Raw genomic sequence first — 24,427 nt, 5'->3', positions numbered from 1 at the left:
GCCGCCGCTGCGGAGCCGGAGCAGAATCTCCCTGGTTAATCCGAGCTAACAAACGCGATCAAAAGCGGCGCAGTCCGCAACCTCGTGTTTAAAGATGTTCCGCTATGGATGTTGAAAACATCAAAGAGCGCGAGGGCGTCGTGGCTTTGCAGGATCATCCATACCCTGAGCACCAGGGGTTCAGCGTCGAAGACATTCTCTGGGCGGTCGGGATCTGGTCCGTCATCCTGACCCTGACGCCGGCAATCGCCTTCTATTTCCTGATGGTTGCCTGACCTCGCCGCGCCCTCGCGCGCGGCGCGAGGTCGGCACTCACGCCAGATCGTGTGACCCGACGCAAAAAACGCGCGGAAGACCGCGCGTCGATGCCTCATCTGATGCCGCGATCAGGCCGCCTGCTTGTGCATGGCGCCGTTGGCCGACACAGTCCCGCGAATCGCCCGCACCGAACGCTCGATCGCAGCCCAGAGGCGTGCGATCTCGGCCGCAGCCCGGCCCTCCGCATAATATTCCCGCACGCCTTCACCCTGGCCCAGCGCCATCAGCAGATCGGCGCGGTTGGTGATCTGGCCGCCCCACACCGGGGCCTTGAACTTCGCCAGCGCCTCGCGGGCGATGGTGACGATCGGGCTTTCGGCATCGTCGCGGCGCGCCGGCGCGCCATTGAGAACGACCGCGTAGGGCTTGCGCGCGGCGCGGCAGGTCTGGATCGTCTCCTGTACCGCGTTGACGTCGAACACGCCGGGGCGGGCCGGGATGATCACCATGGTCGCGTTCTTGATCGCATCCTCGACGACGGCCGAGATGGTCGGCGGTGTATCGATCAGCACCCATTCGACGCCGTCGCGGCGGGCGGCGGACACGATCGCGCTCACCGAGTTCACGGCCGTCTTGATCGGCGGCTCGTTGGTGCCGCGCAGCTTGTGCCAAAGCGTCAGCGACCCCTGCGGGTCGGCATCGATGAGCAGACAAGACTTGCTCGACTTGATCTGCGCAGCGAGATGGGCGGCCAGGGTGCTCTTGCCTGAACCGCCCTTACGCGATGCGAAAACAATAACGTTCATACCTTGGCCTCCAGATTGACCCCGGCAGCGAAAATGAATCAGCGGACTGATTCGCGGAAGATAAATTTAGCGATCGATAAGACGTAACTCCTGATTGCCGAAACGCATTGGTTTTTGAGTCACACCAAAGCAGGCAAAACAGCAGATCAGGCCGCGATGTTCGACAACATCCGGTCATGCCCCATCGCATTTACATGTTGAGGCTGCGCGTCGAGAACCGCCGCCATTCCCGGTGCCGCCAAATGCGGCCATCGGCATCGCTCAGGTCGCGTCCGGTCGCGTCGACTTCTTCGATTTGCCGGCGCGCGCAGTGATCGGCTTCCTGGTGACAGGACGAATGCTCATCGGCCGCTCCGCGCGGCCCGATGACGCTGTCTGGCGCTCTGGCGGCCCGAATTGGGCGCGGCATGGCGGCGACAGCTCGGCCTTGCGGCGGACCATGCAGGCGGTGACACGATCGACATCGGGAATGTCGGAACTACAAAGCCGGAACGCATCGCCTGTGCACGCCTGCTCCTGCTCGGCGGTATAGGCCCGTGCGGTTACGGGGACTAACAGCGCGGCTATAGCGATCAGTACGGCAGAGATGCATGGATCGAGATCAATCCCTCTCATCGCCCCCTCCCCCTCGTTGCCGCCAACTGTGATTGAAGGAGACCGGATTCGCAAGCAACGGCGCCACGCCGTGCTACCGATCCGGCGCAGCAAAACCGCAAGCGAGCGCACGACCCGGCGATATATCCGTCGAAATACGGAGACCGGGCTCGGGCTTCCGCGACCAAAGCTCTGCGCCCACGCCCCGGCCCTGCGCGAGAGGTCGCGACGGGGCTACAAATCACGGCGCAGTATCAATGGGGCGCGGAGCACGGATGGAGGTGAGCTTGCGAACGGCACAGCGATGGGCGTGGCCATGGTACAGTTGGGTGGGCTCGAACCACCGACCTCCTGTTCCACAGACAGGCGCTCTAACCAACTGAGCTACAACTGCATCCGCATGGGACGGCCCACGAGGGGGCGTCCGAACGGGCCGGAAACTAGGTGCAACGGGCGAATTTGGCAAGGCCGAGAACGGATAAAGTCCCCTGCCGTGACGGCGTTTTTTGACGCCGCTTCGGCCCGAACGAGCCCCCGTGCAAACGGCGAGCCCCAGAAAGCAAACCCGGCCGCGAACGCGCCCGGGTCATGGTCTCCCGCCGTCCATGCCGGCACACGGCCCGTACCGCGCACCCGGCGAGACTTGAGGCTGGCCCTCAGGCCGCCGTCTTGAACAGCTTGGTGGCGCTTTCCTTGATCGGCTCAACCGTCTCGGCCGCAACCTTCTGGCCGAGCTCGCCGAGCTCCTTGGCCTGGGCTGTGAAGGTCTCGAACTGCTTGCGCGCGAAGCCCGTCCACAGCTCCATCGCCTCCGACGGCGACTTCACGCCGAACAGCTCCTGGGCGAAGTCGAGCGAAGCCGTGGTATTGGCCTTCGTGAATTCCATGACCTTGGACGAGTAGGCGCCGGCGCCCTTGCTGGCGTTGGCGAAGAAGGCCTCGATGGCCGAATTGTGGGTTTCCGCTGCGTCCTTGAACTTGGCGTAGTTCTCGCGGGCCTGGGACACGCCTTTTTCGGCGAACGCGCGCATCTGTTCGGGAACCTCGAACGGGATGATGGACGCGGAGAAAGGATCGGTGGCATTGGTCATGGCATGCATCCTTCGAAACATTGAGACTGGACCGTCCCGGCAATCGGGACGTCACTTCGGATCACGCAGAGGAACCGCCCCTGGGAGGTAACAACCTCGCGTAGAGCTATATCGTGGCGCTTTTGTGCAACGCAACGGAAATTCCACTATCAGGAACTGTTTGCCGCACCCGCTTCCAGATTTTTCGGGAGCGGAGAACGTTCGGTCAGGCCTTAGGCTTTGTGGCGTCGATCGCAACCTTGCCGATGGCCTGCCCCATTTCGCTTGCCTGCTCGGCGAGCGACCGCATCTGGCCCTGAACAAATTCGCCGTGCAGCCGCAGTACCTCGGGCAGGTCCTTGGCGTGCACCAGCGATTGGGCGTAGTCGAGCGACGACTCGACGTTCTTTTCAGCGTAGGACAAGACCTTGGCGCCGATGTCCTTGGCCCCGGCCCGCACCGTCGTGCTGCGGTGTTCGAGCGAGCCGGCCGTCGCCTCCGCTCCAGCCAGGAACTTCTCGAACGTCTGACGTGCCTGGTTGAAGCCTGCCTCCGCCATCGCCCGCATGTCTTTCGGAATCTCGAATCGTCGCCCGTCGTCGGTCATGGTTCCCTCCTTCTGACGTCACGATTGGCTGCGCCCTTAGCGCCTCGTCCTCGCGGTGACCGTCCCGTTGCCCGCGCAGCTCTCGACCTGCCCAGGTATCATCGTGGTCCCCAACAGGGGGGCGCCGCGATTCCGCGCGCTGCGGCTCACGAGGAACACATTAAGGTTATCCAAGCTTTAGCAGGACAGGAGCGCGGCCCCGCCGTGGACCTCGGCCCTCAAAACGCGCGATAGTAACGAATTCTTAACGCGACCAGTTCCGACCGCCGATCCGTCGGCCGATCAACATCACAAGAGCCGTTTGCCGTCGTCGCCCATGACCTACGCCGATCTCGAATTGCAGGCCCTCAGCGACCCCCGGCTGGCCGTCCACGCCGCCGGCAGTCTGCCGGCCTGGCTATGGTCGGCCGATGGCAGCCGTGTGCTGTGGGCCAATGCGGCCGGTGCGCGCGCCCTCGGCGCGGCGAGCGCAGCGGCGCTGATTGCTAAGACGCTCGGCCCTGCCGACGCGCATCGTCGCCAGGTCGCTCAATTGGGACGGCGGCTGCCCGAGACCGGCGCCTTGCGGCTCGAACGCCTCCGTGGTTTCGGCGCGCCGCTCGGCACGCTCGCGACCTGCGGCTGCGCTCGGATCGATCTGCCGGATGGCACGCGCGCGGTGCTGATCACCGGCGCCGACGGGGGTGGACGTAGCTTCCCCCTGGCGGATCGCCTGAAGCGGCTCGTGGAGACGAGTGAGCATGCGCTGATCGCATTCACCCAGGACGGTCAGTTCGCCGGCATCAGTTCAGCCGGACGGCGCCTGTTTGGCATGCGCGACCTGAGCGAGCCGGATTTCGTCGGGATACGCAGGGCGGCGCTGGCCGATGGCATGGCCGAGGTGACGTTCGGCACGGAGCGCGCAGCGCTCTACCGCATCGGCAGCGGCAACCAGGTTGGGCTGGTGGCCGTCCCGATGCCGGCCCCTGCCGAGGAGATCGAGGCGCCGGGCACGGCGCCAATACCTGAGCCAACCGCAGATGCCGCCCCGGCATCACCAGCCCCCGTGGACGTTGCCGCTGGGCCCGCGGTCGCGACTTCGCCTCCTCTTCCGATGGATGCAATGACTGAACGCCAAACCGACGACGAATCCCCCGCGCTGTCGAACGAAGCGCCGGCCGAGTTCCTGCTGATCGACGATCCGGCCGAGGCCGACCTGTTCAAGGCGTCGGCGCCGCAAACGGAAGATCACGCGCATCCTGCCGATTCCGGCGCGGCGGACCCTTCAGTCGGCCGCCGCCATCCGCTCCGATTTTCCTGGCAGATGGATGCCGAGGGACGGTTCTCGATCGGCTCCGATGAATTCACCCGCCTGATCGGGCGGCACAGCGCCGCCAAGCTCGGCCGTCCCTGGCATGAGCTCACTGCATCGCTAGGCCTCGATCCCGAAGGGCGGGTCGGTGCCGCGATCGAAACGAAAGAGACCTGGAGCGGGCTCGTCGTCAGCTGGCCCGCCGAGGGCGAGCGGCTTGCGGTCGAATTGTCGGGACTGCCTGTCCTGACGGACGAACGGACCCATGCCGGCTATCGCGGCTTCGGCGTCTGTCGCGACCTCGACGCCCTGGACCGGCTGGCCGCACTGCGTCGCCCCGCATCGACCGATGCAGCCGCGATCGATGCTCCGGACGCCGACGAAACCGAACCTGCTCAATCCGACCATGTGCAGGCCGCAGATGTGCCGCCGCAGCAGGACAACGTCACTGCGTCATCGCGTGAGGCTTCCATTGCGCCGGACGTACACCACATCGACGGCATCGGGCTCGAAACGACCGGGAACGTGGTCCCGTTCCGCGCTCCGGGCGAGTCCAAGCATCCGGTGCTCACGCCGGTGGAGAACAGTGCGTTCCATGAACTCGCGCGTCAGCTGTCGGCCCGGCTCGAAGGCGAGATCCGCAACTCAGCCGCGGGCGTCGCGAGTGCGGCACTCGAGCCGGGATCGCGCGTGAGCGATCCGTTGGTCCCGCCGCAGCAGCAGATTCCGTCGGCGACGGAAACGGCGACCGATCATGGCGCGGAGCTGCAGACCGAATGGCTCAGCCCCGAGGAGCCGCCGGCCCAGGGCGACAGCCAGCGCGACCGCATCCTGCTCGACCTGCTGCCGACGGGCATGCTGATCTACCGGCTCGATCGTCTGCTCTATGGCAATCCGGCCTTCTTCAGGCAGATGGGCTACGCCGATCTTGCGGCCCTGGAGCAGGCAGGCGGGCTCGATGCGCTCTATGTCGAGCCAGGCGTGTCGTCCGCGTCGAACAAGTCGGAGGCCGGCACCCCCGTCACGATCTCGGCCGCCGACGGCTCCTCCAGCGAGGAGGTGAAGGCGGAAGCTCGCCTGTTCACGATCACCTGGGACGGCGATACCGCCCATGCCCTGATCTTCGCCCCGGTGCCCGGAACCGCAGCCGCGGTTCCGACGGCGGCCGACGCCGCACCGATGTCGGCGCCGGCCTCGGCTGCACCGGCCCCCCTGGTCGTGGCCCCGCCTCCGGCCGCCGGCCACGCCGAAGCCGAAGATCTTGCGGCGATCCTCGACGTCACAGCCGAGGGCATCCTGATGTTCGACGCCGGCGGCAACATCCACGCCTGCAACCGCAGCGCCGAGGCGCTGTTCGGCTACGATGGCGCGGCGCTGGTGCGCCGTAACCTGATCGAGCTGTTCGCGCCGGAAAGCGCCCGCCTCGTGCTCGATGACCTCGACAGCGTGCAGCAGGCCGGCGCGTCGAGCGGGCTCGATCAGGGCCGCGAGGTGCTCGGGAAGGTCGCTCAGGGCGGCGTCATTCCGTTGTCGATGGCAATTGGCCGGACCCGGCCCGACGGTCCGAATTTCTTTGCCGTTTTCCGCGACCTGTCGCAACTGCATCGCGGCGACAGCGAATTGCTGCAGGCTCGTCGCGTGGCCGATCGGGCCGCCAACGCCAAGGCCGACATGCTGGCCCGGATCAGCCACGAGGTGCGCGCGCCGCTGAACGCGATCATCGGCTTTGCCGAGGTCATGATCGGCGAACGTTTCGGCACGATCGGCAACACGCGCTACGCCGAATACATGAAGGACATCCGCGCCTCGGGCGAGCGCGTCGTCTCCCTGATCGACGATCTCTTGGAGCTGTCGCGCATCGAGACCGGCAAGCTCGAGCTCACCTTCACCAGCCAGAACCTCAACGAGCTGGTGGAGAGCTGTGTCGCAGTGATGCAGCCGCAGGCCAACCGCGCCCGCATCATCATCCGCACCTCGCTGTCGCAACTGCTGCCGCCGGTCATCGCCGACACAAGGGCGCTGCGCCAGATCGCGATGAACCTGATCTCGGCCTCGATCTCGCTGGCAAATCCCGGCGGCCAGGTCATCGTCTCGACCGCGCTGACCGATTTCGGCGAGGTCGCGCTGCGCGTGCGCGACACCGGTCATGGCCTGAACGATCAGGAGGTGGCCGCCGCGCTCGAACCGTTCCGTGCGCCCTCGGCTTCCGAGCAAGGCCCCGATGGCGCCGGTCTCAGCCTGTCGCTCACCAAGGCGCTGGTCGAAGCCAACCGGGCGCAGTTTCATATCAAGGCGGCGCCGAAATCCGGCACGTTGATCGAGGTGGTGTTTCCCCGCGCCGTGGCGCGCAATCAGAGCACCGGCTGAGCCGATCCCGCCCGCCGCACGGCCAGTGACCGACGCTTGAGACCGAGCAGAAGCGGACCGAACGCCAGGACGAAGCCGGCGAATGCGACGATCCAGGCCAACGCCGCGACGTGCAGCAGCACCTCGCCGTGCGCCGGCGCCACTGCGGCGCAGACCCGCGTCACCGCTGCGACGATGATCGCCAGATAGATCGCCTGGGTCGCGGGCGCGGCCGTCAGCGCCTGGCCGGTGTGGCCGAGCGTGGCCCGCGTCATCACGGCAAGCGTCGTGATGCCTGCGGCTCCGACCATCCAGGCATGCAGCCCGGCGCTTGGCAGAATCCATCCGAGGCTGGCGGCCGCCGTGAGCAGGAAGCCGAGCGGGACGAACATGTAACCGACATGCAGGATGACCAGCAGCCGTTCGCGCAAGGTGCGATCGCCGGCCCAGCGCGCGAGCCTCACCACATGCAACATGCCGGCCGCAGCCAGCGCGAGCGCGGTCGGCGCGCTCTCAGGAACCAGGATCCAGCCGAGCAGGCTCAGCGCGCTGAACAGCACGACCGCGATGTCGAAGCGGCCAAACGGCGCCGGCAGGCGGCCGGGATTGTGCTTGACCAGCCAGTTGCGCGTGAAGCTCGGCGTGATGCGGCCGCCGATCAGCGCGAGCAGCAGCACGATCACGGCAACGCCGACGCGGATCGCGTAATCGGCCGAGCCACGCAGATGGGCCTCGACGTGGAAGGCGATGTTGCCGACGCACAGCACCGTGACGATCGCGACCACCGGCAGATTGCGCCAATTGCGCCCGGCGACGATCTCGCGCGCCGCGGCCAGGACGACGAGCACGAGGAAGCTCGCATCGATCAGCAGCGCGGCCCACCAGGGACCCAGCGCAGACACCGTGACGGCCAGTCGTCCGGCTGTCCATACGAGCACCAGGGTGAGCAGCGGCAGGCCCCGGATCGGCAGCCGTCCGGTCCAGTTCGGGATCGCCGTGAACAGGAAGCCGGTGACGATGGCCGGCAGGTAGCCGTAGAGCATCTCGTGCACGTGCCAGTCTCGGGGGGCAAAGCCCGAGCTCAGCTTCAGCTCACCGTAAAAGGCCGGGAGCCAGATCAGGATCGCCAGCGCAGCCTGGAGCGCGCCGAGCAGGAAGAACGGCCTGAACCCGTTGGCGAGGACGGTCCAGCCCTGATAGTTGCGTGGAATGGCCATGTGCATGCTCGCTCGATGAAGGACGGGAACCGCACCGATCGCGGCGCTGTGCTTAACATGTAGTTGCGCGTCGCCCACTATGGCTTGCGCCAGCACAAACTTCCGACGGATCGCAAAAACGTGCTATTGAGCGCCGCAAAATTGAGCCGAATCCGGCCCCGGAGAACATCATGGCTTCCATCGACCGTTCGCTGGTCGCGCATCTGCCGCTGTTTGCAGGGCTGTCCGCTGAGGATCTCACGGACGTGCTGCGGGAAGCCCGCTCCCTTCGCGTGCCCCGCAACGGCGCGGTGTTCGAGCAGGGCGCCGATGCGACCTCGTTCTTCCTGCTGCTCCACGGTCATGTCCGCGCCAGCAAGACGACGCCCACCGGCGACCAGATCGTGGTGCGCTATGTCGTGCCAGGGGACACGTTCGGCGTCGCCCCCGCCATCGGACTCCAACATTATCCGGCGACAGCGACCGCCGTCGATGACAGCATCGTGCTGGCCTGGCCGTCCGCCTCATGGCCGCGGCTGGTCGCGAAGTTCCCGTCGCTGGCGGCGAACACGCTGCAGACGGTCGGCCAGCGGCTGCAGGAAAGCCATGCGCGCGTGATCGAAATGTCGACGCAGCAGGTGGAGCAGCGCATCGCGCATGCGCTGCTCCGGCTCGCCAACCAGGCCGGCCGCAAGCTCGATCATGGCGTGCAGATCGATTTCCCGATCAGCCGGCAGGACATTGCGCAGATGACCGGGACGACGCTGCACACGGTGAGCCGCATCCTCTCCGGCTGGGAGCAGCTCGGCCTGGTCGAAAGCGGCCGTCAGAAGATCGTCCTGCGCGAGCCGCACAAGATCGTGCTGCTGGCGCAGCAGGGCGCCGGCGACGCGGCCGCATCCCGCACCTGATCACGAGCAGGCACACAGGGCGGCGAGGAACGCGTCGCGATCGACGCCATGCTCGTGGCAGGCATCCGCGACGTTGTGAAAACAGGCGATCGGGCAACCGACGCAACGCATCTGGAAAGCAAGAAAGACGCCGATCGTCTCCGGCCTTCGCCGCATGACATCGTCGACCAGTTCATCGAAGGAGATTGGCATGCGCGCCTCCATTCCAGCGCGAACGGTAGCGGGCATGCCCTTTGCGGTCTTTGTCGCGGCACAAGCACCGCGGCACCTCGACAGTCAGACCGCCCGGCTGTGCAGCTGCTTCGACGCGTCGAGATGCGCATCGAACGCCGCAGCGACGCTGCGCACCAGGAACCGGGAATGCTCGGTCACCGCGAGCGCACCGCCGTTGAGCTCCACCACACCGTCGGAGATCAGCGATTGCAGCCGCGGCGCCGATCTCAGCATGTCGTCGGTGTCCGTGCCATGGCGGGTGCAGATGACGTCGAGATCCACGCCGTAGTCGCACATGATGCGCTCGATGATGTCCGCCCGCAGGCGGTCGTCATCGGTCAGGCCATAGCCTTTCACGGTCGCGAGGCTGCCGGACGCGATCTTCTGCTCATAGGCCCGGACCTGCGGCGCGTTCTGGACATAGCCCTGCGGCAGCTGTCCGATCGCCGAGGCGCCGAAGCCGAGCAGCAGATCATTGGCATCGGTCGTGTAGCCCTGGAAATTACGATGCAGCCGGCCTTCGCGGAACGCGATGGTCATCGGGTCCGTGGGCAAGGCGAAATGATCGAGCCCGATCTGGACGTAGCCTGCGTCCTTCAGCGCGTCAGCGATCGCGCAGGCCTGATCGTAGCGTTCCAGACTGTCCGACAACGCCGAGTCCTGAATCTTGCGCTGGTGCGTCTTGAACGATGGCACATGAGCGTAGCCGAACACGGAGAGCCGGTCGGGGCGCAGGTCGATGGCGCGCCGGACGGTGTCGAGACACGACTCGACGTTCTGATGCGGCAGTCCGTAGATCAGGTCGAAGTTGATGCCGGCAACGCCGGCCTGACGCAACCCGTTCGTGGCCGCCGCAGTCTGCTCGAAGCTCTGCACCCGGTTGATCGCCTGCTGCACCCGCGGATCGAAACTCTGCACGCCCAGGCTGGCGCGATTGACCCCGCTCACCCCCAGCGCCGCGATCATCTCCGCCGTCAGCGTGCGCGGATCAATCTCGATGGCGATCTCCGCCGATGGCAACACGAAAAAGGAATGGCGCAGCGATCCGACGAGATCGACGAAGGACTCCGGCGCCATGATGGTCGGCGTGCCGCCGCCGAAATGAATGTGCCCGACCTGCAGCCGCCGGCCGATCTGGCGCGCCACCATGTCGACCTCGCAACGTAGTGCCGATTCGTAGACCGCAATCGGCTCGTCGCGTTTGGCGACCATGGTGTTGCAGCCGCAATACCAGCACATCGAGCGACAGAAGGGCACGTGCAGGTACAACGATGCCGTCGCGCTTGCTGGTATCGCGCGCAGCCATTCTGCGTAGGTGGACGGGCCGACCGCGTTGGAGAAATGAGGCGCCGTGGGATAGCTGGTGTAGCGCGGGAGGCGCTCCTGTCCGTAGCATGCTGCAAGATCTGGTCTCATGTCCTGCCTGTCACCTGAGCGTGTCGACCTGGGGTTCGGAGGTTCTTGACACAAGGCAAGAGGGACGACCTTGAGCTTTCTCAAGGCGCGGCCGGCAGATACCCTGTTGAAGCAGTAGAACGCCGGTGATCACCGCGGACTTTGCGCTTCCTCAAAGTGGCCGGCTCATTTCCCGTCATCATCGATTCATCGACGATTCGAGGAAACCGCAATGGAAGCTATGCAACTGCTGATCCGTTCATTTGCTCTCCTCGCCGGCATCCGCGGCCATATCCCCCAGTCCGACGGCTTCGAATCGTTCCGCGACGAGTCGGGGCCCACAGGCCTGCTCGGCAACATCGCCATGTTCATGACCACGGTGTTCTGCATCGCCGCGGCAGTGGCCTTCATCGTGTTGCTGGCGGTGCGCTGGCTGAGCTGACGAGTTCAGGAGCCCATCGTCGATCGGTCCAGAGCCGTGCTCTGAAGCGCGCATCATAGCGCCCGCGATTCTCGTGCCGTATGGGCAAACGGACAGATCCCATCTTATCGCGTCGTCGCGCGGGACAGTCCGACCCGCTTTGCTCCGCACCCTGTCCGGCCTCCCAAGAAACTGCGCGCCGATGCAACTCATTCGCGCGCTGCGCGGGCGCAGCCGCGCCAAATTCGCTCAAAATCCGCCGCCTGATTCCGCAATTGCGAAGTTGCTTGTTGCAGCACAAACAAGCCGAGTTCCAACGGGAGCATGGTGATTGCGGCACTACAACAGATCCAATGAAGGAGCGATCCATGTTGACCCGCCGCACCGCCATGTTCAGTGCAGCCATCGCCGCGATGATGCTTGCGGCTCCCGCGATGGCCGAGGACCTCAAGCTGCCGCGCCAGAAGGTCGATCTGGTGGCTCCGCCGTTCGTGCATGCGCACGAGCAGGCGACGAAGCAGGGGCCCAAGATCATGGAGTTCAAGCTCGTGGTCCAGGAAAAGAAGATGGTGATCGACGAGAAGGGCACCACCTTCCAGGCCATGACGTTCAACGGCTCGATGCCAGGCCCGCTGATGGTGGTCCATGAGGGCGACTATGTCGAGGTGACCCTGGTCAATCCCGCGACCAACAGCATGCCGCATAACATCGACTTCCACTCCGCGACCGGAGCGCTGGGCGGCGGCGCGCTGACCCTGGTCAATCCGGGCGAACAGGTCGTGCTACGCTGGAAGGCGACGCGGACCGGCGTGTTCGTCTATCACTGCGCCCCCGGCGGACCGATGATCCCCTGGCATGTCGTCTCCGGCATGAACGGCGCCGTGATGGTGCTGCCGCGCGACGGTCTCAATGACGGCCGCGGACACGCGCTGCGCTACGATCGCGTCTACTACATCGGCGAGCAGGACCTCTACGTCCCGCGCGACGAGAAGGGAAACTTCAAGTCCTACGACTCGCCCGGCGAAGCCTATAGCGACACCGAGGAGGTCATGCGCAAGCTCACGCCGACCCATGTGGTGTTCAACGGCAAGGCCGGCGCGCTCACCGGAAAGAATGCGCTCACGGCCAATGTCGGCGAGAACGTTCTGATCGTGCACTCGCAGGCGAACCGCGACAGTCGTCCGCATCTGATCGGCGGCCACGGCGACTATGTCTGGGAGACCGGCAAATTTTCCAACGCGCCGGAGACCGGGCTCGAGACCTGGTTCATCCGGGGCGGCTCGGCAGGCGCCGCGCTCTACAAATTCCTGCAGCCCGGCATCTACGCCTACGTCACCCACAACCTGATCGAGGCGGCCAATCTCGGCGCGACGGCCCATTTCAAGGTCGAAGGCAAGTGGAATGACGACCTGATGACGCAGGTCAAGGCCCCGGCGGACATTCCGACCGGCACGACGAACTGATCGGCCCTGGGGGCCGGCGTATCCGGCCCCCACTCTCCTGAGTGTGCTGCCATGCTGCTCGCTTTCAAGCTCAAGCTCACCATCGCCTGCGTCGTCGGATTGGCTGGCCCGACCGCAATGGCACCGATCCTTGCCGATCTGCCAAACCGGGTTGCGGACTTCGACGGCCCCGCCCTCACCGAGATCGCACCTGGTACGATCAGCTACCGCGACTCCGGTGACCATCTCCGCAGCGGGCGGCAGGCCGAAGCGCCCATCACGACGGTCCGCTTTGATCATCCGCTGACGATCATGACGAACCAGGTCAGTGCCGCGGACTACCACGCCTGCGTCGAAGCGCATGCGTGCCGCGCGCTCGATCGCAACGTTCCCATCGCCAGCGATCGCCCGGCCGTGCAGGTGAGTTGGCATGACGCGGTGGCCTACGCCGAATGGCTCTCACACCGGACCGGCCACAGCTATCGTCTGCCGACCGATACCGAGTGGGCCTATGCAGCGGGCAGCCGCTTCAAGGACGATGGCGTCTCGATCGACGACGCCGATCCCTCCCGACGCTGGATTGCCCGCTACGAGCGGGAAGCCGCGCTGCAAGAGGACTCCGAGACGCGCGGCTTCGGCAGCTTCGGCATCAACGAGCACGGCATTGCCGACCTCGCGGGTAATGTCTGGGAGTGGACCTCGACCTGCTTCACACGCAAGATGCAGGATAGTGCAGGTCGCGTCACCAAGACCGTCAGCAATTGCGGCGTGCGGCTGGCCGAAGGCGCGCATCGAGCCTACGTGACCGACTTCATCCGCGACGCGCGCGCCGGCGGCTGCGCCTCCGGCACGCCACCTGCCAATCTCGGCTTCCGGCTGGTCCGCGAACAGCCCTCATGGAGCCGCAGCATGACGCAGCGTCTCAGCCGGCTCCTCGGCGCCATTCGCGCCTGACGCGGCGTGCTCAGCGTTAAGCACGCTCGACAGCAACCCATGCCGGTGCCGGATCGGCGGTGCCCTGACACTGGCACAAATGACAGTCACGCAAAATCAACTTTCGATTGCGAGATGCAAGCTACAAACGTTAGACAATTTTCGTTGAGAGACGCGATAAGCGGACCAGGAGGCGAGTGTGAATTCTCGACATCCGCCGGTCTTCTTCACGTCCGACCTGCATGGTTACGGAATTGGCAACACCAGCTGGTTCGACGACGATTCGCCCCGCGCACTGGCTGGACGCTGCCTCATCGACGCGCTCGAATATCTGCGGACGTCGCCTAAATTCGCCGCCAGGGACTGGCACGTGGTGAATGCGGGCGCGGCGCGTCTCGTGCACCAATGTCTCACGGACGGCGCGCTGGCGCGCAAGGATATTCTCGATCGCGTGGCTCCCGCCATCGAACAGGCTTGCGCACGGATCGTCGCGAGCCGCCAATATCGCATTCCGTTCTATGGCGACGACTTCTGGGACTGGGCCAGTGTGGTCGACGGTTTGTGCGAGGTGCAGCAGGTTTCGGTGACCGCGGCCCAGGTCGCAAGACGCGAGCTCGACCAGTTTCGCAGGACCGTCCACATCCGCATGCCGAGCGGTCTCTCGGTCGGCGACCCCGAGCACGAATGGTTCGGACCGGCGATCGCAACACGCGCCTATCGTCTGCTGGATTCCCGCGCATCGGGAATAGATCCCGACCTGCGCAACGAGTTGCAGGCGCAATCGCTCGAACGCATCGAGCGCGGCAGGTATCGCGGACGGCAGGTGACGCCGTGGCAATTGAGCTGGCACTACGGTCAGGTCGTCGGCGAATTCCAGCGCGCCGCAAGCGAGCAGGCGGCCGAGCTGGCTGATTTTGCCTGGCTCGCCGTTCCGCTCGAACTTGGCAAGCGCGCCCAGGTTCTCGCGCGCATCCTGCAAGGAGCCTACGCCGTCAAGGACCGCAGGACCGTCCTGCAGGCATTGGAGGAGCTCTACCGTTGCGAGACACCCGGCCGCCCGCTCGGCCAGGGCGTGATCGGCGCCGGCATCGAGGCCTCCCTGGACGTGCTCGAAGCGCTGTGGCAGCAGCTCGATGGTCGGGAGAAGGCCAGCATCAACGCGATGCTCGACGCGCTGCGATTTCTCCATGCCAAAGCCAACACGATCGGTTTCGTGGTCGAAACGCCGGAGGATATCGAAGCCCTGGTCCAGGCCATGGGCCCGGGCACACTGATTGAACAGCGCAACGCGGCGCGCGCCATCATCAGGCATTCCTGCTTCCATGCGGTCGTGTGCCTCGGGCGATCGATGGCCGAGGTGGCGAGCGCGGCCGCAGTGGCGATCGAAGAGCATGGGGCGCAGTGGCTGATCATGCCGGGACGGGCCGAAGCACTGGGCCCGAATCTCCCGCACGCGGCCCGCGGCCCGCGATTCGTCGGCGCCGGCCCCGGTGATCTCGTCATCGCCACCGCGGTCGCGCCATTCCGGATTCAGATCAAGCTGCGCGACGCGCTCAGCATTGCCGAGCCGCCCTTGGTCGATGACAGCGGAATGATCATTCCGGCCGATCCCGAGCTTTGCCGCCTCGCGCACGAGGCCGCGGACGGCATGCTGGATGACATCGGCGTGTTCTTCGAAGGAATGACGGTGACGTGCGATGGCGACGGCACGAATGCCGAGATCTCGGCAGCGTTTCCAGGCGCGCTTGCGACGGATAACATGGCCTATGCGATGGGGCTGATCTGCCTCAGCCGCAGTGTGCCGTGTCTCATCATTCAGGGGCTGGCGGAGACCGCGCAGTCCACTGCTGCGAGCCCGCCGCGGCGAGCGGCATGCCGGCTCGCCGTCAAGGTCGCGGAGATGCTGTGCCGGCGCTGGTAGCCGCGCCCTCAGGCATTCTTCAGCGCGACCCGGAACTCGGCTTCGGTCTTGGCCTTGACCTCGTCGAGCGTCACGCCGTCGGCGAGCTCGATCAGGGCCATGCCGTCATTGCCGTGCTTGTCGATCGTGAACACCGCCAGATCGGTCACCACCATGTCCACCACGCGCTCGCCGGTCAGCGGCAAGGTGCACTGCTTGAGCAGCTTCGGGCCGTCCTTGGCGCTGTGCTCCATGACCACGACCACGCGCTTGACGCCGGCGACGAGATCCATCGCGCCGCCCATGCCCTTCACCATCTTGCCGGGGATCATCCAGTTGGCGAGATCGCCGTTCTGGGCGACCTGCATGGCGCCGAGGATCGACAGGTCGATGTGGCCGCCGCGGACCATGGCGAAGGATTCGGCTGACGAGAAATAGCTGGTGATCGGCAGCTCGGTAACGGTCTGCTTGCCGGCATTGATGAGGTCGGGATCCTCCTCGCCCTCATAGGGGAACGGACCCATGCCGAGCATGCCGTTCTCGCTCTGCAGCGCGACGTCGACGCCCGGCGGAATGAAGTTGGAGACCAGCGTCGGAATGCCGATGCCGAGATTGACGTAGTAGCCGTCCCGTAGCTCCTTGGCGGCGCGCGCCGCCATCTGCTCTCGCGTCCAGGCCATCAGACTTCCTCCCCGGCTGCGGCGGCGGCTTCACGTTTGCGCACGGTGCGCTGCTCGATGCGCTTGAGCGCAGTTCCGACCTGGATGATGCGCTTCACGAAGATGCCCGGCGTATGAATGTGGTCGGGATCGATCTGGCCGGCCGGCAGCAGATGCTCAACCTCCGCGACCGTCACCTTGGCCGCAGTGGCCATCATCGGATTGAAGTTGCGCGCGGTCTTGCGGTAGACGAGGTTGCCGGCGGTGTCGCCCTTCCAGGCGTGCACGATCGCCAGATCGGCAAACAGACCGCGCTCCATCAGATATTTCTCGCCGTCGAACTCCCGCACCTCCTTGCCCTCCGCGACCAGCGTGCCGACGCCGGTCTTGGTGAAGAAGGCCGGGATGCCGGCGCCGCCGGCGCGGATGCGCTCGGCCAGGGTGCCCTGCGGGCAGAATTCGAGCTCCAGCTCGCCGGCCAGATATTGCTGGGCAAACAGCTTGTTCTCGCCGACATAGGACGAGATCATCTTCTTGATCTGCCGCGTCTCCAGCAGCCGGCTCAGGCCGATGCCGTCCACCCCGGCATTGTTGGAGATGACGGTGAGGTCCTTCACCCCGGACTCGCGAATGGCGTCGGACAGGGTTTCTGCGATGCCACAAAGACCAAACCCACCCGACATGATGGTCATGCCGTCCTTGAGGAGGCCGGCAAGGGCGGATTTGGCGTCCGGATAGACCTTGTTCATACGGGAATGACCTGATGGAGAGCGGCGACCGCGCGGATATCGACCGGATTATTAGGCGAAATCTTCGCAATGCGTCAATGATGCCTTCCCAACGCGCACATCCTGCTTTAGCTGTCGCACCAGCCTGCGCCTCCGTGGCGATCCGGAGTCCGGAATATCAGGGCTCCGCCGCAATCCGGCCACACCGGCGGCGTGGCCTTGAAAGCGTCAAGAAAGCGCATCAAGTTGTTGATGTTGGCAGGGGTTTTCGGCGCACCCTGCCCATCCCGCGTAACCAGCGATCCGACGATCCCAGGACATGTCCGTGACCATGGCCCAAGGAATGAGGCGCCTCGGCACACCGATCGCGGTGCTGCTGGGCATCGCGTTCGTGGCCCTGCTCGCGAGCTCCTGGCTGGTCAATCGCGAGGCACTGCGGCAGGCGGTGGAGAGCCAGATCCGCGCGGTGACCGGCCTCGAGCTCGTCGTCAAGGGACATATCGACGTCTCCTTGTTTCCGGGCAGCTATGTCTCGTTCCACGATGTCGGCCTGAAGGGCAGCGGCACCGAGGATCCGGCCCTGCGCGTCGACGTGCTGACCGCCAATCTGCAGTTGTTGCCGCTGCTGCTGCAGCGGTTCGAAATCGCCGATGTCATGATGCTGCGGCCGCAGATCAACGTCACCCGCGAGGCCGACGGCAACAGCAACTGGACTCCCTTCATCGAGACCATCGCGCGCACGATGCGTCCGGGGCCCGACAGCCAGATGTCGTTCTCTGAGATCCGCATTCAGGACGGCATCCTGGTCTACGAGGACACCGACCACCACGCTTCCGAGCGGCTCGACGATATCGACCTGTCGCTCGCCTGGCCGTCGATCTCGCGCTCGTTCGCGGCGACCGGGCAGTTCGATTGGCGCGGCCAGCGCATCGAGGGCTCCATCAGCGTCAGCGACTTCCTGGCTGCGCTGTCGGGGGACCGGTCCGGCTTGAAGATGCGGCTCGCCAGCGCGCCGCTGAAAGTCGCCTTCGACGGCACGGTCGCGAACCGCACCAGCGCGCTGATGGAAGGCATGCTGACGGTGGATAGCCCTTCGCTCCGCGATGCGCTGCGCTGGACGGGGCAGACGCCGCTCGGCGGCGGCGGCTTCGGGCGCTTCGCCTTGCGCGCCCGTGCCAACGTGGTCGGCGCCTCGATCGCTCTCACCAATGTCAACGTCGAACTCGACGGCAACACCGCCGAAGGCGTGATGACCTACGCCAATAACGGCCGGCAGACGCTGCAGGCGACGCTGGCGGCCGACGCGCTCGACTTCACCCCCTACATCTCGACGGTCCGGCTGCTGGCCAATGGGGCCCGCGACTGGAATCGGCAACTCTTCGACCTCAAGGCCTTGTCCACCACTGACCTCGACATGCGGCTATCGGCCGCAAAGGTCACGGTCGGCTCCTCGAAAATCGGACGTACGGCCTTCGGCGCCAACCTGCGCAACGGCGTGCTCGCCCTCTCGGTCGGCGAGGCGCAGATGTATGGCGGCGTCGTGCGCGGCTCGTTCGGAATCGCCCGCGCCGACACCGTGGCCGACGTGAAGGCTGAGCTGCAATTCAACGATGTCGATCTGCAGGCCTGCGCCAACGAGATGTTCGGCGTGTCGTCGCTGTCGGGACGCGGCAATCTCAACGTCTCGCTGACGGCTTCGGGCTCGAGCCCGTTCGGGCTCGCCCAGTCGCTCGACGGCAGCGCCAACCTGCAGGGCCGCGATGGCGCGATCTCCGGCTTCAACGTCGAGCAGCTCCTGAAGCGCCTCGAGCGCAGCCCGCTGTCGCGCGGCGGCAATTTCCGCTCCGGTTCGACGCCTTACGATTCGCTGACGATCGCGGTCAAGTTCTCCGAGGGCATCGCGACCGCGGAGGACATCCGCGTCGAGAGCCCGACCGCGCGCATCACGATGACCGGTACGGCCTCGGTGCCGACACGGGAATACGATTTCAAGGGCGTCGCGAGCCTGCTGTCGTCCGGCAACGGCAGCAACGGTTTCGAACTGCCTTTCGTCGTCCAGGGCCCCTGGGAAGATCCGCTGATCTTTCCCGATCCGGAAAGCCTGATCCGCCGCGCTCCGGCCGCCGCCCCTCTGCTCGATGCGGTCAAGGACCGCAAGACGAGGGATGCGGTGCGCTCGGTGTTGGAACGATTCACCGGCGGCGGATTGCGCCCGGCGCAGCCGGACACTGCGCCGCAGGCTGACGCCCCGACGGGCGACCCTCCCACCAAGCAGAACTGACCGACGCGGCTTGCTTCGCGTGCCGATACGCGGCCGCCGTCACGACCTATGTCTGATATATTACTTCTGGATCACGTCGGGTCCCTGGGCTAGTGTCCGGCCGCAACCGATCAAGCAAGATCGGCGGATCAGGGAGAGACACGTGAAATCCAGGGGAATGGGTGCGCTTTCGATCGCAGTCGCAGCCGCCGGGCTTTTTTGCGCTGCAGCACCAGCCATCGCTCAGGACACCATCACGATCTGGTGGAGCAAGGGCTTCTACAAGTCCGAGGACGATGCGCTGCTCAACGTCGTCAAGAAGTTCGAGGCCAAGACCGGCATCAAGGTCGAGCTGTCGCAATACGCGATCCAGGACATGATTCCGAAGACGGTCGCCGCGCTCGATTCGGGCACCGTGCCCGACGTGGCCTATGCCGACACCTACGACGTTCAGGCCCAGGGCAAGTGGGCCTACGAAGGCAAGCTCGAGGATCTCACCGACATCCTGGAGCCGATGAAGTCGGCGTTCGCTCCGAACACGCTCGAGACCGCCTACCTCTACAACAACGTCACCAAGAAGAAGGCCTATTACGGCTTCCCGCTGAAGCAACAGAGCATGCACGTCCAGATCTGGGGCGACCTGCTGAGCAAGGCCGGCTTCAAGCAGAGCGACATCCCCACCAAGTGGGAAGACTACTGGACGTTCTGGTGCGACAAGGTGCAGCCGGCGGTCCGCAAGGCCACCGGCCAGCGCATGTATGGCGTCGGTCAGCCGATGGGCGTGGAATCCACCGACTCGTTCCAGTCGTTCTACACCTTCATGGACGCCTACAACGTCAAGCTGGTCGACGACGACGGCAAGCTGCTGGTCGACGACCCCAAGGTGCGCGACGGCCTCGTCAAGGCGATGAAGGATTATACCGACACCTACATCAAGGGCTGCACGCCGCCCTCGTCCACGACCTGGAAGGATCCGGACAACAACGTCGCGTTCCACAACAAGACGATCGTGATGACCCACAATTTCACGATCTCGATCGCGGCCAAGTGGTTCGAGGACTCCACCAACCCGGCGCTGACGCCCGAGCAGCGCGCGGCCGGCAAGAAGGCCTATGAGGAGGACATCATCACCGCGTCCTTCCCCAACAAGCCGGACGGCACGCCGATCAAGTACCGCTCCGACGTCAAGACCGGACTGATCTTCGCCAATGCTCCTCACAAGGCGCAGGCCAAGGAATTCATCAAGTTCCTGATGCAGGAGGAGAACCTCGGCCCCTACATCGAGGGCGCGCTGGGCCGCTGGTTCCCGGTGACGACCGCAGGCCAGAAGAGCCCGTTCTGGCAGGCCGACCGCCATCGCAAGGCCGTTTACACCCAGTTCACCGGCGGCACGACGCCGTTCGACTTCACCAAGAACTACAAGTTCACGATCCTCAACAATGAGAACGTCTGGGCCAAGGCGATGAACCGCGTGGTCAGCGAGAAGGTGCCGGTCGAGAAGGCCGTCGACGAGCTGATCGCGCGGCTGAAGGAGGTCGCCGGCTAGTCTCTCGCCTCGCGAGGCACTAGCTCGAGATCCTGACAACGACAACAAAACCCGGCCGCAGCGCATGCGGCCGGGATGGCTTATAGGCGGGAAGAGACGACCCGGGAAAAACGACCATGGCGATCACGCTCTCAGCTTCCGATTCCGCACTCGCGGAGGCGCCGCGCCCGGTGCTGCTCACACCGTCACAGGTGTGGGGCATCGTCATGCTTGCCCCCTATCTGCTCGTCTTCCTCGCCTTCGTCGTCTATCCCGTCGGCTACGGCCTGTGGCTCGCCCGGGAGCCGGCCAGCTATGTCGCGCTGTATAACGACCCCATCTTCGCGCGCGCCGCCGTCAACACGCTGATCTTCCTTGTGGTCGGCATCAATCTGAAGATGGTGATCGCACTGTTCCTGTCCGGCTTCTTCATTCAGCAGCGCGGCTGGATCAAATGGCTGTCGGTCATCTTCATCCTTCCCTGGGCGGTGCCTTCGATCCCGACCATCCTGTCGGTGCGCTTCATGCTCAATCCCGAATGGGGCGTCGTGAACCAGCTGATCTTCAAGTTCACCGGCGATGACGGCCCGAACTGGCTGAACGATCCGACGGTCGCGCTGTCGATGGCGATCGGCATGCACATCTGGAAATCGCTGCCGTTCTGGACCCTGATCCTGATGACCGGGCGGCTGGCGATCTCGCAGGACCTGTTCGAGGCCGCCGAGGTCGACGGCGCCACCTGGTGGCAGAAGTTCCGCTTCATCACCTGGCCGTCGATGCAGACGCTCTACATCACCTGCACGCTGCTCTCGATGATCTGGACGCTCGGCGACTTCAACAGCGTGTACCTCCTGACCGGCGGCGGTCCGGCCGATCTCACCCACGTGTTGGCGACACTCGGCATCCGCTATCTCCGGCTCGATCAGCTCAGCCTCGCGATGGCCTCGATCGTCTGCGCGATGCCGCTGGTGCTCCCCCTGGTCTATTTCATGATGAAGCGGTTGTCGCGATGAAGCTCCCCACCCTGCGCGAAGTCGGCACCGAGGCCCGGCTGCTGCTGATCGGCATCCCCGTCTTCATCTGGACGATGATCCCGATCTACCACATGTTCCTGTTCGCGATCTCGCCGAAGGAGGACGCGTTCTCGGGCAAGCTGTGGCCGGACCATCCGACGCTGCACAATTTCTCGATCGTGTTCCACCAGCAGCATTACTTCCTGCGCGATTTCTGGATCCAGTTCGGCAACTCCGTCATCATTGCCGCCGCCGTCGGCGCGCTGACCCTGGTGATCGCGACTTGCGCGGCTTACGCCATCTCGCGCCTGCGCGTGCCCGGCAGCCGGGTGGTGATGAACCTCGCGCTGTTCACCTATTTCATCCCGGCCGCGTTCCTCGCGGTGCCGATGTATCGCACCATGGGCAAATACGGCCTGCTCAACAACGACTGGTCGCTGATCCTGGCGATGGTGACGATTGCCTCGCCCTACGCGATCTGGGTGCTGAAACAGGCCTCCGACAAGCTGCCGGTCGAGCTGGACGAGGCCGCCGTCATGGATGGCGCCAGCCCGCTGCAGATCTTCCGGCTCGTCTATGTGCCGCTGATGATGCCCTCGCTGGTCGCGATCGGAACCTATGCGGTGCTGCTGGCCTGGAACGAGTACCTCTACGCGTTCCTGCTGCTGTCGAACGACAAGGATATCACGCTGCCCGTGGCGCTCGGCAACTTCCTGGCCGCCGATGACTCGCCGTGGGAGCTTCTGATGACCACCGGCTTCATCTACGCGCTGCCGCCCGCGGCGGTCTATTATGCCTTCAAGCGCTACATGGTGGGCGGCCTGACCGCCGGCGCCGTGAAGTCGTGACGGAGCGATGAGGGTCGGATTTCGTCAGGGACGGTTCGCCGACGCTTCGCGGCCGAACTGGGATGGCGACGGGCCGCGGCCCATCGACTGGTTCGCCTGGTATCCGGCCACGGATAGCGCGATCGAAGCAGCGCTTCCGGTCGCCCCATGGCCGCAAGGATGGTTCGAGGCGGGACCTGCGGCGCTGGATGCGCCGCTCGGTCCCAACGGGACTTGCCCGCTCGTAATGTATTCGCATGGTACCGGATGCAACGGCCTGCAGTTCGAATGGCTAGCGCGCGAGCTGGCGTCCCGCGGCTTTGTTGCGGTCGCCGTCAATCATCATGGCAACAGCAACGCTGAGCCTTACCGCGCAGAGGGCTTCCTCTGCTCATGGGAACGCCCGCGCGACGTGTCCTTGCTGATCGACCACATCGCCGCTCATCCCGATTTCGAAGGCCGTATCAACCCCGACCGCATCTACGCCGTCGGCTATTCGCTCGGCGGCGTCACCGCCACCGCCTTGCTCGGCGCCATCATGCTCCGCTCGCCGTTCGAGCCGGGCGCCAATCTGGGCCGCGGACCGCGCGAGTTTCCCGATCTCGTCGATCATCTGCCGCGGCTGATGGAGAAGAGCCAGATCTTCCGCGACTCCTGGGGGCGGATGTCGGCCTCCTATCGCGATCCCCGCATCAAGGCTGCGCTGCTGCTGGCGCCGGGCCGATCGGTGCAGGGCTTCTCCGACGAGAGCGTCGCCGCAATCAGCGTACCCGCACGCATCATGGTCGGCGGTGGGGACGCCCTGCTGCCATCCGCGCGCTGGCTGCATGAGCGGCTCAGCGGCAGCACCTTTGATGTCGTTGCCGACGAGGCCGGCCACTATGTGTTCCTGCCGAAGAGCACCGCGCTCGGACGCAGCGCCGACCCGGCGTGCTGCGTCGATCCGCCGTCGGTCGACCGCGGCGCGATCCACCGCACGGTTGTGGCCGCCGCGTTGCGGCTGTTCGAGGCCTGAGCGACGCTGCCGCAGCATTCTCCGTCATTTTGAGCGTAGCAAAGCAATCCAGAGTCCTGGCGCGGCCCGGATTGCTTCGCTACGCTCGCAATGACGACCTCTATAATGGCGCAGCGCTCTCGCCGCGATCACTCGACAGCTTTGAAGCTAACGACGCCACGACGATCACCACGGCAATCAGCCCGATCACCAGCGTGCAGATCGCGTTGATCTCCGGCTTCACCCCGAGCCGTACTTCCGAATAGATCCGGATCGGCAATGTCGCCGAGCCCGGGCCGGTGGTGAAGCTCGCGATCACGAGATCGTCGAGCGACAGCGTGAAGGCGAGCATCCAGCCGGCGACCACCGCCGGGGCGATCAATGGCAAGGTGACCATCACGAACGCGCGCAAGGGATCGCAGCCGAGGTCCATCGCGGCTTCCTCCAGGCTGCGGTCGAGCGAGACCAGCCGCGACTGTACGATCACCGCAACGAAGCACATCGTGAGGGTCGTGTGGGCGAGCGTCACCGTCCAGAAGCCGCGCTCGGCCTCCAGCGCCACGAACAGCAGCAGCAGCGACAGGCCGGTGATCACCTCGGGCATCACCAGCGGCGCATACAGCATGCCGGAGAACAGCATGCGGCCGCGAAATCCCTGGCCGCGCGACAGCGCCACCGCGGCAAGGGTGCCGAGCAAGGTCGCCACCGTCGCCGAGGTGGCGCCGACGCGCAGGCTCATCCAGGCTGCATCGATCATCGCGCGGTCGTTGAAGAACTCGTGATACCAGCGCAGCGACCAGCCGCCCCAGACCGTGACCAGCCGCGAGGCGTTGAACGAATAGATCACCAGGATCAGGATCGGGAGGTAAAGAAAGGCGAGCCCAAGCGTCAGCGAGGCGACGTTGAAGCGCGACAGGCGGGAGGGATTAGGCACGATCTCCTCCTCCCTCAATCCCAGTGAAACCCTCTCCGTTCCCTCCCCCCTTGTGGGGGAGGGTCAGGGAGAGGGGCACCCAGCAAAGATCGCCGATGCGGACC

The 24,427-nt window shown here is 65.2% G+C and carries 22 protein-coding genes and 1 tRNA gene; 12 read left to right on the top strand and 11 right to left on the bottom strand.

Annotation, left to right across the window (positions count from 1 at the left end):
• Positions 1-104: 104 nt before the first annotated feature.
• Positions 105-275 carry a hypothetical protein gene (locus ACQR13_RS29770; protein ID WP_315717524.1) on the top strand — a complete coding sequence of 57 codons (171 nt, stop codon included), beginning with the start codon at positions 105-107 and terminating at the stop codon, positions 273-275.
• 111 nt (positions 276-386) lie between these two features.
• Here the strand turns inward: ACQR13_RS29770 and ACQR13_RS29765 are convergent, their stop codons facing one another.
• From ACQR13_RS29765 to ACQR13_RS29745, 5 genes are all read right to left on the bottom strand, one after another.
• Positions 387-1,064, bottom strand: a complete 678-nt coding sequence (locus tag ACQR13_RS29765) for a ParA family protein (protein WP_231327589.1) — start codon at positions 1,062-1,064, stop codon at positions 387-389.
• Between the two features lie 261 nt (positions 1,065-1,325).
• Positions 1,326-1,679 (bottom strand): hypothetical protein, encoded by a 354-nt coding sequence (locus ACQR13_RS29760; protein WP_316171507.1) that lies wholly within the window; start codon positions 1,677-1,679, stop codon positions 1,326-1,328.
• Positions 1,680-1,975: 296 nt separating this feature from the next.
• Positions 1,976-2,052: transfer RNA gene (locus ACQR13_RS29755), tRNA-His, on the bottom strand.
• Between the two features lie 262 nt (positions 2,053-2,314).
• Positions 2,315-2,749 (bottom strand): phasin, encoded by a 435-nt coding sequence (locus tag ACQR13_RS29750; RefSeq protein WP_315755004.1) that lies wholly within the window; start codon positions 2,747-2,749, stop codon positions 2,315-2,317.
• A 205-nt stretch (positions 2,750-2,954) separates the two neighbouring features.
• Complete coding sequence (locus tag ACQR13_RS29745) at positions 2,955-3,335, bottom strand: phasin (protein ID WP_316226781.1); 381 nt, start codon at positions 3,333-3,335, stop codon at positions 2,955-2,957.
• A gap of 316 nt (positions 3,336-3,651) precedes the next feature.
• Here ACQR13_RS29745 and ACQR13_RS29740 point away from each other — a divergent pair, with 316 nt between their 5' ends.
• Positions 3,652-6,993, top strand: a complete 3,342-nt coding sequence (locus ACQR13_RS29740) for a sensor histidine kinase (protein WP_316226780.1) — start codon at positions 3,652-3,654, stop codon at positions 6,991-6,993.
• Here ACQR13_RS29740 and ACQR13_RS29735 read toward each other — a convergent pair.
• A complete protein-coding gene (locus ACQR13_RS29735; RefSeq protein ID WP_315826716.1) occupies positions 6,978-8,189 on the bottom strand; it encodes an NnrS family protein in 1,212 nt (403 codons plus the stop codon). The two genes, ACQR13_RS29740 and ACQR13_RS29735, sit on opposite strands and share 16 nt — an antisense overlap.
• Positions 8,190-8,359: 170 nt before the next feature.
• On the opposite strand from ACQR13_RS29735, the gene ACQR13_RS29730 reads away from it, so the two are divergent.
• Positions 8,360-9,079, top strand: coding sequence for a Crp/Fnr family transcriptional regulator (locus ACQR13_RS29730; protein WP_316186052.1), 720 nt, complete (start codon positions 8,360-8,362; stop codon positions 9,077-9,079).
• Here the strand turns inward: ACQR13_RS29730 and ACQR13_RS29725 are convergent, their stop codons facing one another.
• Positions 9,080-9,271 carry a DUF1858 domain-containing protein gene (locus ACQR13_RS29725; RefSeq protein WP_434863502.1) on the bottom strand — a complete coding sequence of 64 codons (192 nt, stop codon included), beginning with the start codon at positions 9,269-9,271 and terminating at the stop codon, positions 9,080-9,082.
• 84 nt (positions 9,272-9,355) lie between these two features.
• Entirely contained in the window at positions 9,356-10,708 is a 1,353-nt protein-coding gene (gene hemN / locus ACQR13_RS29720; RefSeq protein ID WP_434863494.1) for an oxygen-independent coproporphyrinogen III oxidase, read from the bottom strand.
• Positions 10,709-10,928: 220 nt separating this feature from the next.
• On the opposite strand from hemN, the gene ACQR13_RS29715 reads away from it, so the two are divergent.
• The 4 genes from ACQR13_RS29715 to ACQR13_RS29700 all read left to right on the top strand — a co-directional run bounded on the left by ACQR13_RS29715 (position 10,929) and on the right by ACQR13_RS29700 (position 15,404).
• Complete coding sequence (locus ACQR13_RS29715) at positions 10,929-11,129, top strand: hypothetical protein (RefSeq protein WP_316193565.1); 201 nt, start codon at positions 10,929-10,931, stop codon at positions 11,127-11,129.
• A gap of 347 nt (positions 11,130-11,476) precedes the next feature.
• Positions 11,477-12,571: a copper-containing nitrite reductase gene (gene nirK / locus ACQR13_RS29710; RefSeq protein ID WP_315754991.1), complete on the top strand. Its 1,095-nt coding sequence runs from the start codon at positions 11,477-11,479 to the stop codon at positions 12,569-12,571.
• A 51-nt stretch (positions 12,572-12,622) separates the two neighbouring features.
• Positions 12,623-13,504, top strand: coding sequence for a formylglycine-generating enzyme family protein (locus tag ACQR13_RS29705; protein ID WP_315754989.1), 882 nt, complete (start codon positions 12,623-12,625; stop codon positions 13,502-13,504).
• A gap of 178 nt (positions 13,505-13,682) precedes the next feature.
• Positions 13,683-15,404 (top strand): hypothetical protein, encoded by a 1,722-nt coding sequence (locus ACQR13_RS29700; protein WP_316186050.1) that lies wholly within the window; start codon positions 13,683-13,685, stop codon positions 15,402-15,404.
• Between the two features lie 8 nt (positions 15,405-15,412).
• Here the strand turns inward: ACQR13_RS29700 and ACQR13_RS29695 are convergent, their stop codons facing one another.
• Positions 15,413-16,063 (bottom strand): 3-oxoacid CoA-transferase subunit B, encoded by a 651-nt coding sequence (locus tag ACQR13_RS29695; RefSeq protein ID WP_315717539.1) that lies wholly within the window; start codon positions 16,061-16,063, stop codon positions 15,413-15,415.
• Positions 16,063-16,791, bottom strand: coding sequence for a CoA transferase subunit A (locus ACQR13_RS29690; protein WP_315717540.1), 729 nt, complete (start codon positions 16,789-16,791; stop codon positions 16,063-16,065). The genes ACQR13_RS29695 and ACQR13_RS29690 overlap by 1 nt, the downstream gene beginning before the upstream one ends.
• A 310-nt stretch (positions 16,792-17,101) precedes the next feature.
• Between ACQR13_RS29690 and ACQR13_RS29685 the strand changes: the two genes are divergently transcribed.
• The 5 genes from ACQR13_RS29685 to ACQR13_RS29665 all read left to right on the top strand — a co-directional run bounded on the left by ACQR13_RS29685 (position 17,102) and on the right by ACQR13_RS29665 (position 23,410).
• On the top strand, positions 17,102-19,051 hold the full coding sequence (locus ACQR13_RS29685) for an AsmA family protein (protein WP_315755006.1): 1,950 nt from the start codon (positions 17,102-17,104) through the stop codon (positions 19,049-19,051).
• A gap of 142 nt (positions 19,052-19,193) precedes the next feature.
• Positions 19,194-20,576 (top strand): ABC transporter substrate-binding protein, encoded by a 1,383-nt coding sequence (locus ACQR13_RS29680; RefSeq protein WP_315717541.1) that lies wholly within the window; start codon positions 19,194-19,196, stop codon positions 20,574-20,576.
• A gap of 116 nt (positions 20,577-20,692) precedes the next feature.
• Positions 20,693-21,568, top strand: coding sequence for a carbohydrate ABC transporter permease (locus ACQR13_RS29675; protein WP_315754983.1), 876 nt, complete (start codon positions 20,693-20,695; stop codon positions 21,566-21,568).
• Positions 21,565-22,416, top strand: coding sequence for a carbohydrate ABC transporter permease (locus tag ACQR13_RS29670; RefSeq protein ID WP_315717543.1), 852 nt, complete (start codon positions 21,565-21,567; stop codon positions 22,414-22,416). The genes ACQR13_RS29675 and ACQR13_RS29670 overlap by 4 nt, the downstream gene beginning before the upstream one ends.
• Positions 22,417-22,423: 7 nt before the next feature.
• Positions 22,424-23,410, top strand: a complete 987-nt coding sequence (locus tag ACQR13_RS29665; protein ID WP_434841619.1) for an alpha/beta hydrolase family protein — start codon at positions 22,424-22,426, stop codon at positions 23,408-23,410.
• 100 nt (positions 23,411-23,510) lie between these two features.
• On the opposite strand, the gene ACQR13_RS29660 is transcribed toward ACQR13_RS29665, so the two are convergent.
• Positions 23,511-24,323 carry an ABC transporter permease gene (locus ACQR13_RS29660; RefSeq protein ID WP_315753898.1) on the bottom strand — a complete coding sequence of 271 codons (813 nt, stop codon included), beginning with the start codon at positions 24,321-24,323 and terminating at the stop codon, positions 23,511-23,513.
• Positions 24,324-24,427: the final 104 nt, after the last annotated feature.

Origin of the sequence: Bradyrhizobium sp. HKCCYLRH3059, assembly GCF_051168035.1 — a bacterium.
Classification (GTDB): domain Bacteria; phylum Pseudomonadota; class Alphaproteobacteria; order Rhizobiales; family Xanthobacteraceae; genus Bradyrhizobium.
This window is presented reverse-complemented; position numbering and strand designations above follow the sequence as displayed.

Bases quoted from the DNA above. Each gene is read 5' to 3' on its own strand.
- ACQR13_RS29770 (WP_315717524.1), top strand. From the start codon at position 105: ATGGATGTTGAAAACATCAAAGAGCGCGAGGGCGTCGTGGCTTTGCAG.
- ACQR13_RS29765 (WP_231327589.1), bottom strand. From the start codon at position 1,064: ATGAACGTTATTGTTTTCGCATCGCGTAAGGGCGGTTCAGGCAAGAGC.
- ACQR13_RS29760 (WP_316171507.1), bottom strand. From the start codon at position 1,679: ATGAGAGGGATTGATCTCGATCCATGCATCTCTGCCGTACTGATCGCT.
- ACQR13_RS29750 (WP_315755004.1), bottom strand. From the start codon at position 2,749: ATGACCAATGCCACCGATCCTTTCTCCGCGTCCATCATCCCGTTCGAG.
- ACQR13_RS29745 (WP_316226781.1), bottom strand. From the start codon at position 3,335: ATGACCGACGACGGGCGACGATTCGAGATTCCGAAAGACATGCGGGCG.
- ACQR13_RS29740 (WP_316226780.1), top strand. From the start codon at position 3,652: ATGACCTACGCCGATCTCGAATTGCAGGCCCTCAGCGACCCCCGGCTG.
- ACQR13_RS29735 (WP_315826716.1), bottom strand. From the start codon at position 8,189: ATGGCCATTCCACGCAACTATCAGGGCTGGACCGTCCTCGCCAACGGG.
- ACQR13_RS29730 (WP_316186052.1), top strand. From the start codon at position 8,360: ATGGCTTCCATCGACCGTTCGCTGGTCGCGCATCTGCCGCTGTTTGCA.
- ACQR13_RS29725 (WP_434863502.1), bottom strand. From the start codon at position 9,271: ATGCCAATCTCCTTCGATGAACTGGTCGACGATGTCATGCGGCGAAGG.
- hemN (WP_434863494.1), bottom strand. From the start codon at position 10,708: ATGAGACCAGATCTTGCAGCATGCTACGGACAGGAGCGCCTCCCGCGC.
- ACQR13_RS29715 (WP_316193565.1), top strand. From the start codon at position 10,929: ATGCAACTGCTGATCCGTTCATTTGCTCTCCTCGCCGGCATCCGCGGC.
- nirK (WP_315754991.1), top strand. From the start codon at position 11,477: ATGTTGACCCGCCGCACCGCCATGTTCAGTGCAGCCATCGCCGCGATG.
- ACQR13_RS29705 (WP_315754989.1), top strand. From the start codon at position 12,623: ATGCTGCTCGCTTTCAAGCTCAAGCTCACCATCGCCTGCGTCGTCGGA.
- ACQR13_RS29695 (WP_315717539.1), bottom strand. From the start codon at position 16,063: ATGGCCTGGACGCGAGAGCAGATGGCGGCGCGCGCCGCCAAGGAGCTA.
- ACQR13_RS29690 (WP_315717540.1), bottom strand. From the start codon at position 16,791: ATGAACAAGGTCTATCCGGACGCCAAATCCGCCCTTGCCGGCCTCCTC.
- ACQR13_RS29685 (WP_315755006.1), top strand. From the start codon at position 17,102: ATGGCCCAAGGAATGAGGCGCCTCGGCACACCGATCGCGGTGCTGCTG.
- ACQR13_RS29675 (WP_315754983.1), top strand. From the start codon at position 20,693: ATGGCGATCACGCTCTCAGCTTCCGATTCCGCACTCGCGGAGGCGCCG.
- ACQR13_RS29670 (WP_315717543.1), top strand. From the start codon at position 21,565: ATGAAGCTCCCCACCCTGCGCGAAGTCGGCACCGAGGCCCGGCTGCTG.
- ACQR13_RS29665 (WP_434841619.1), top strand. From the start codon at position 22,424: ATGAGGGTCGGATTTCGTCAGGGACGGTTCGCCGACGCTTCGCGGCCG.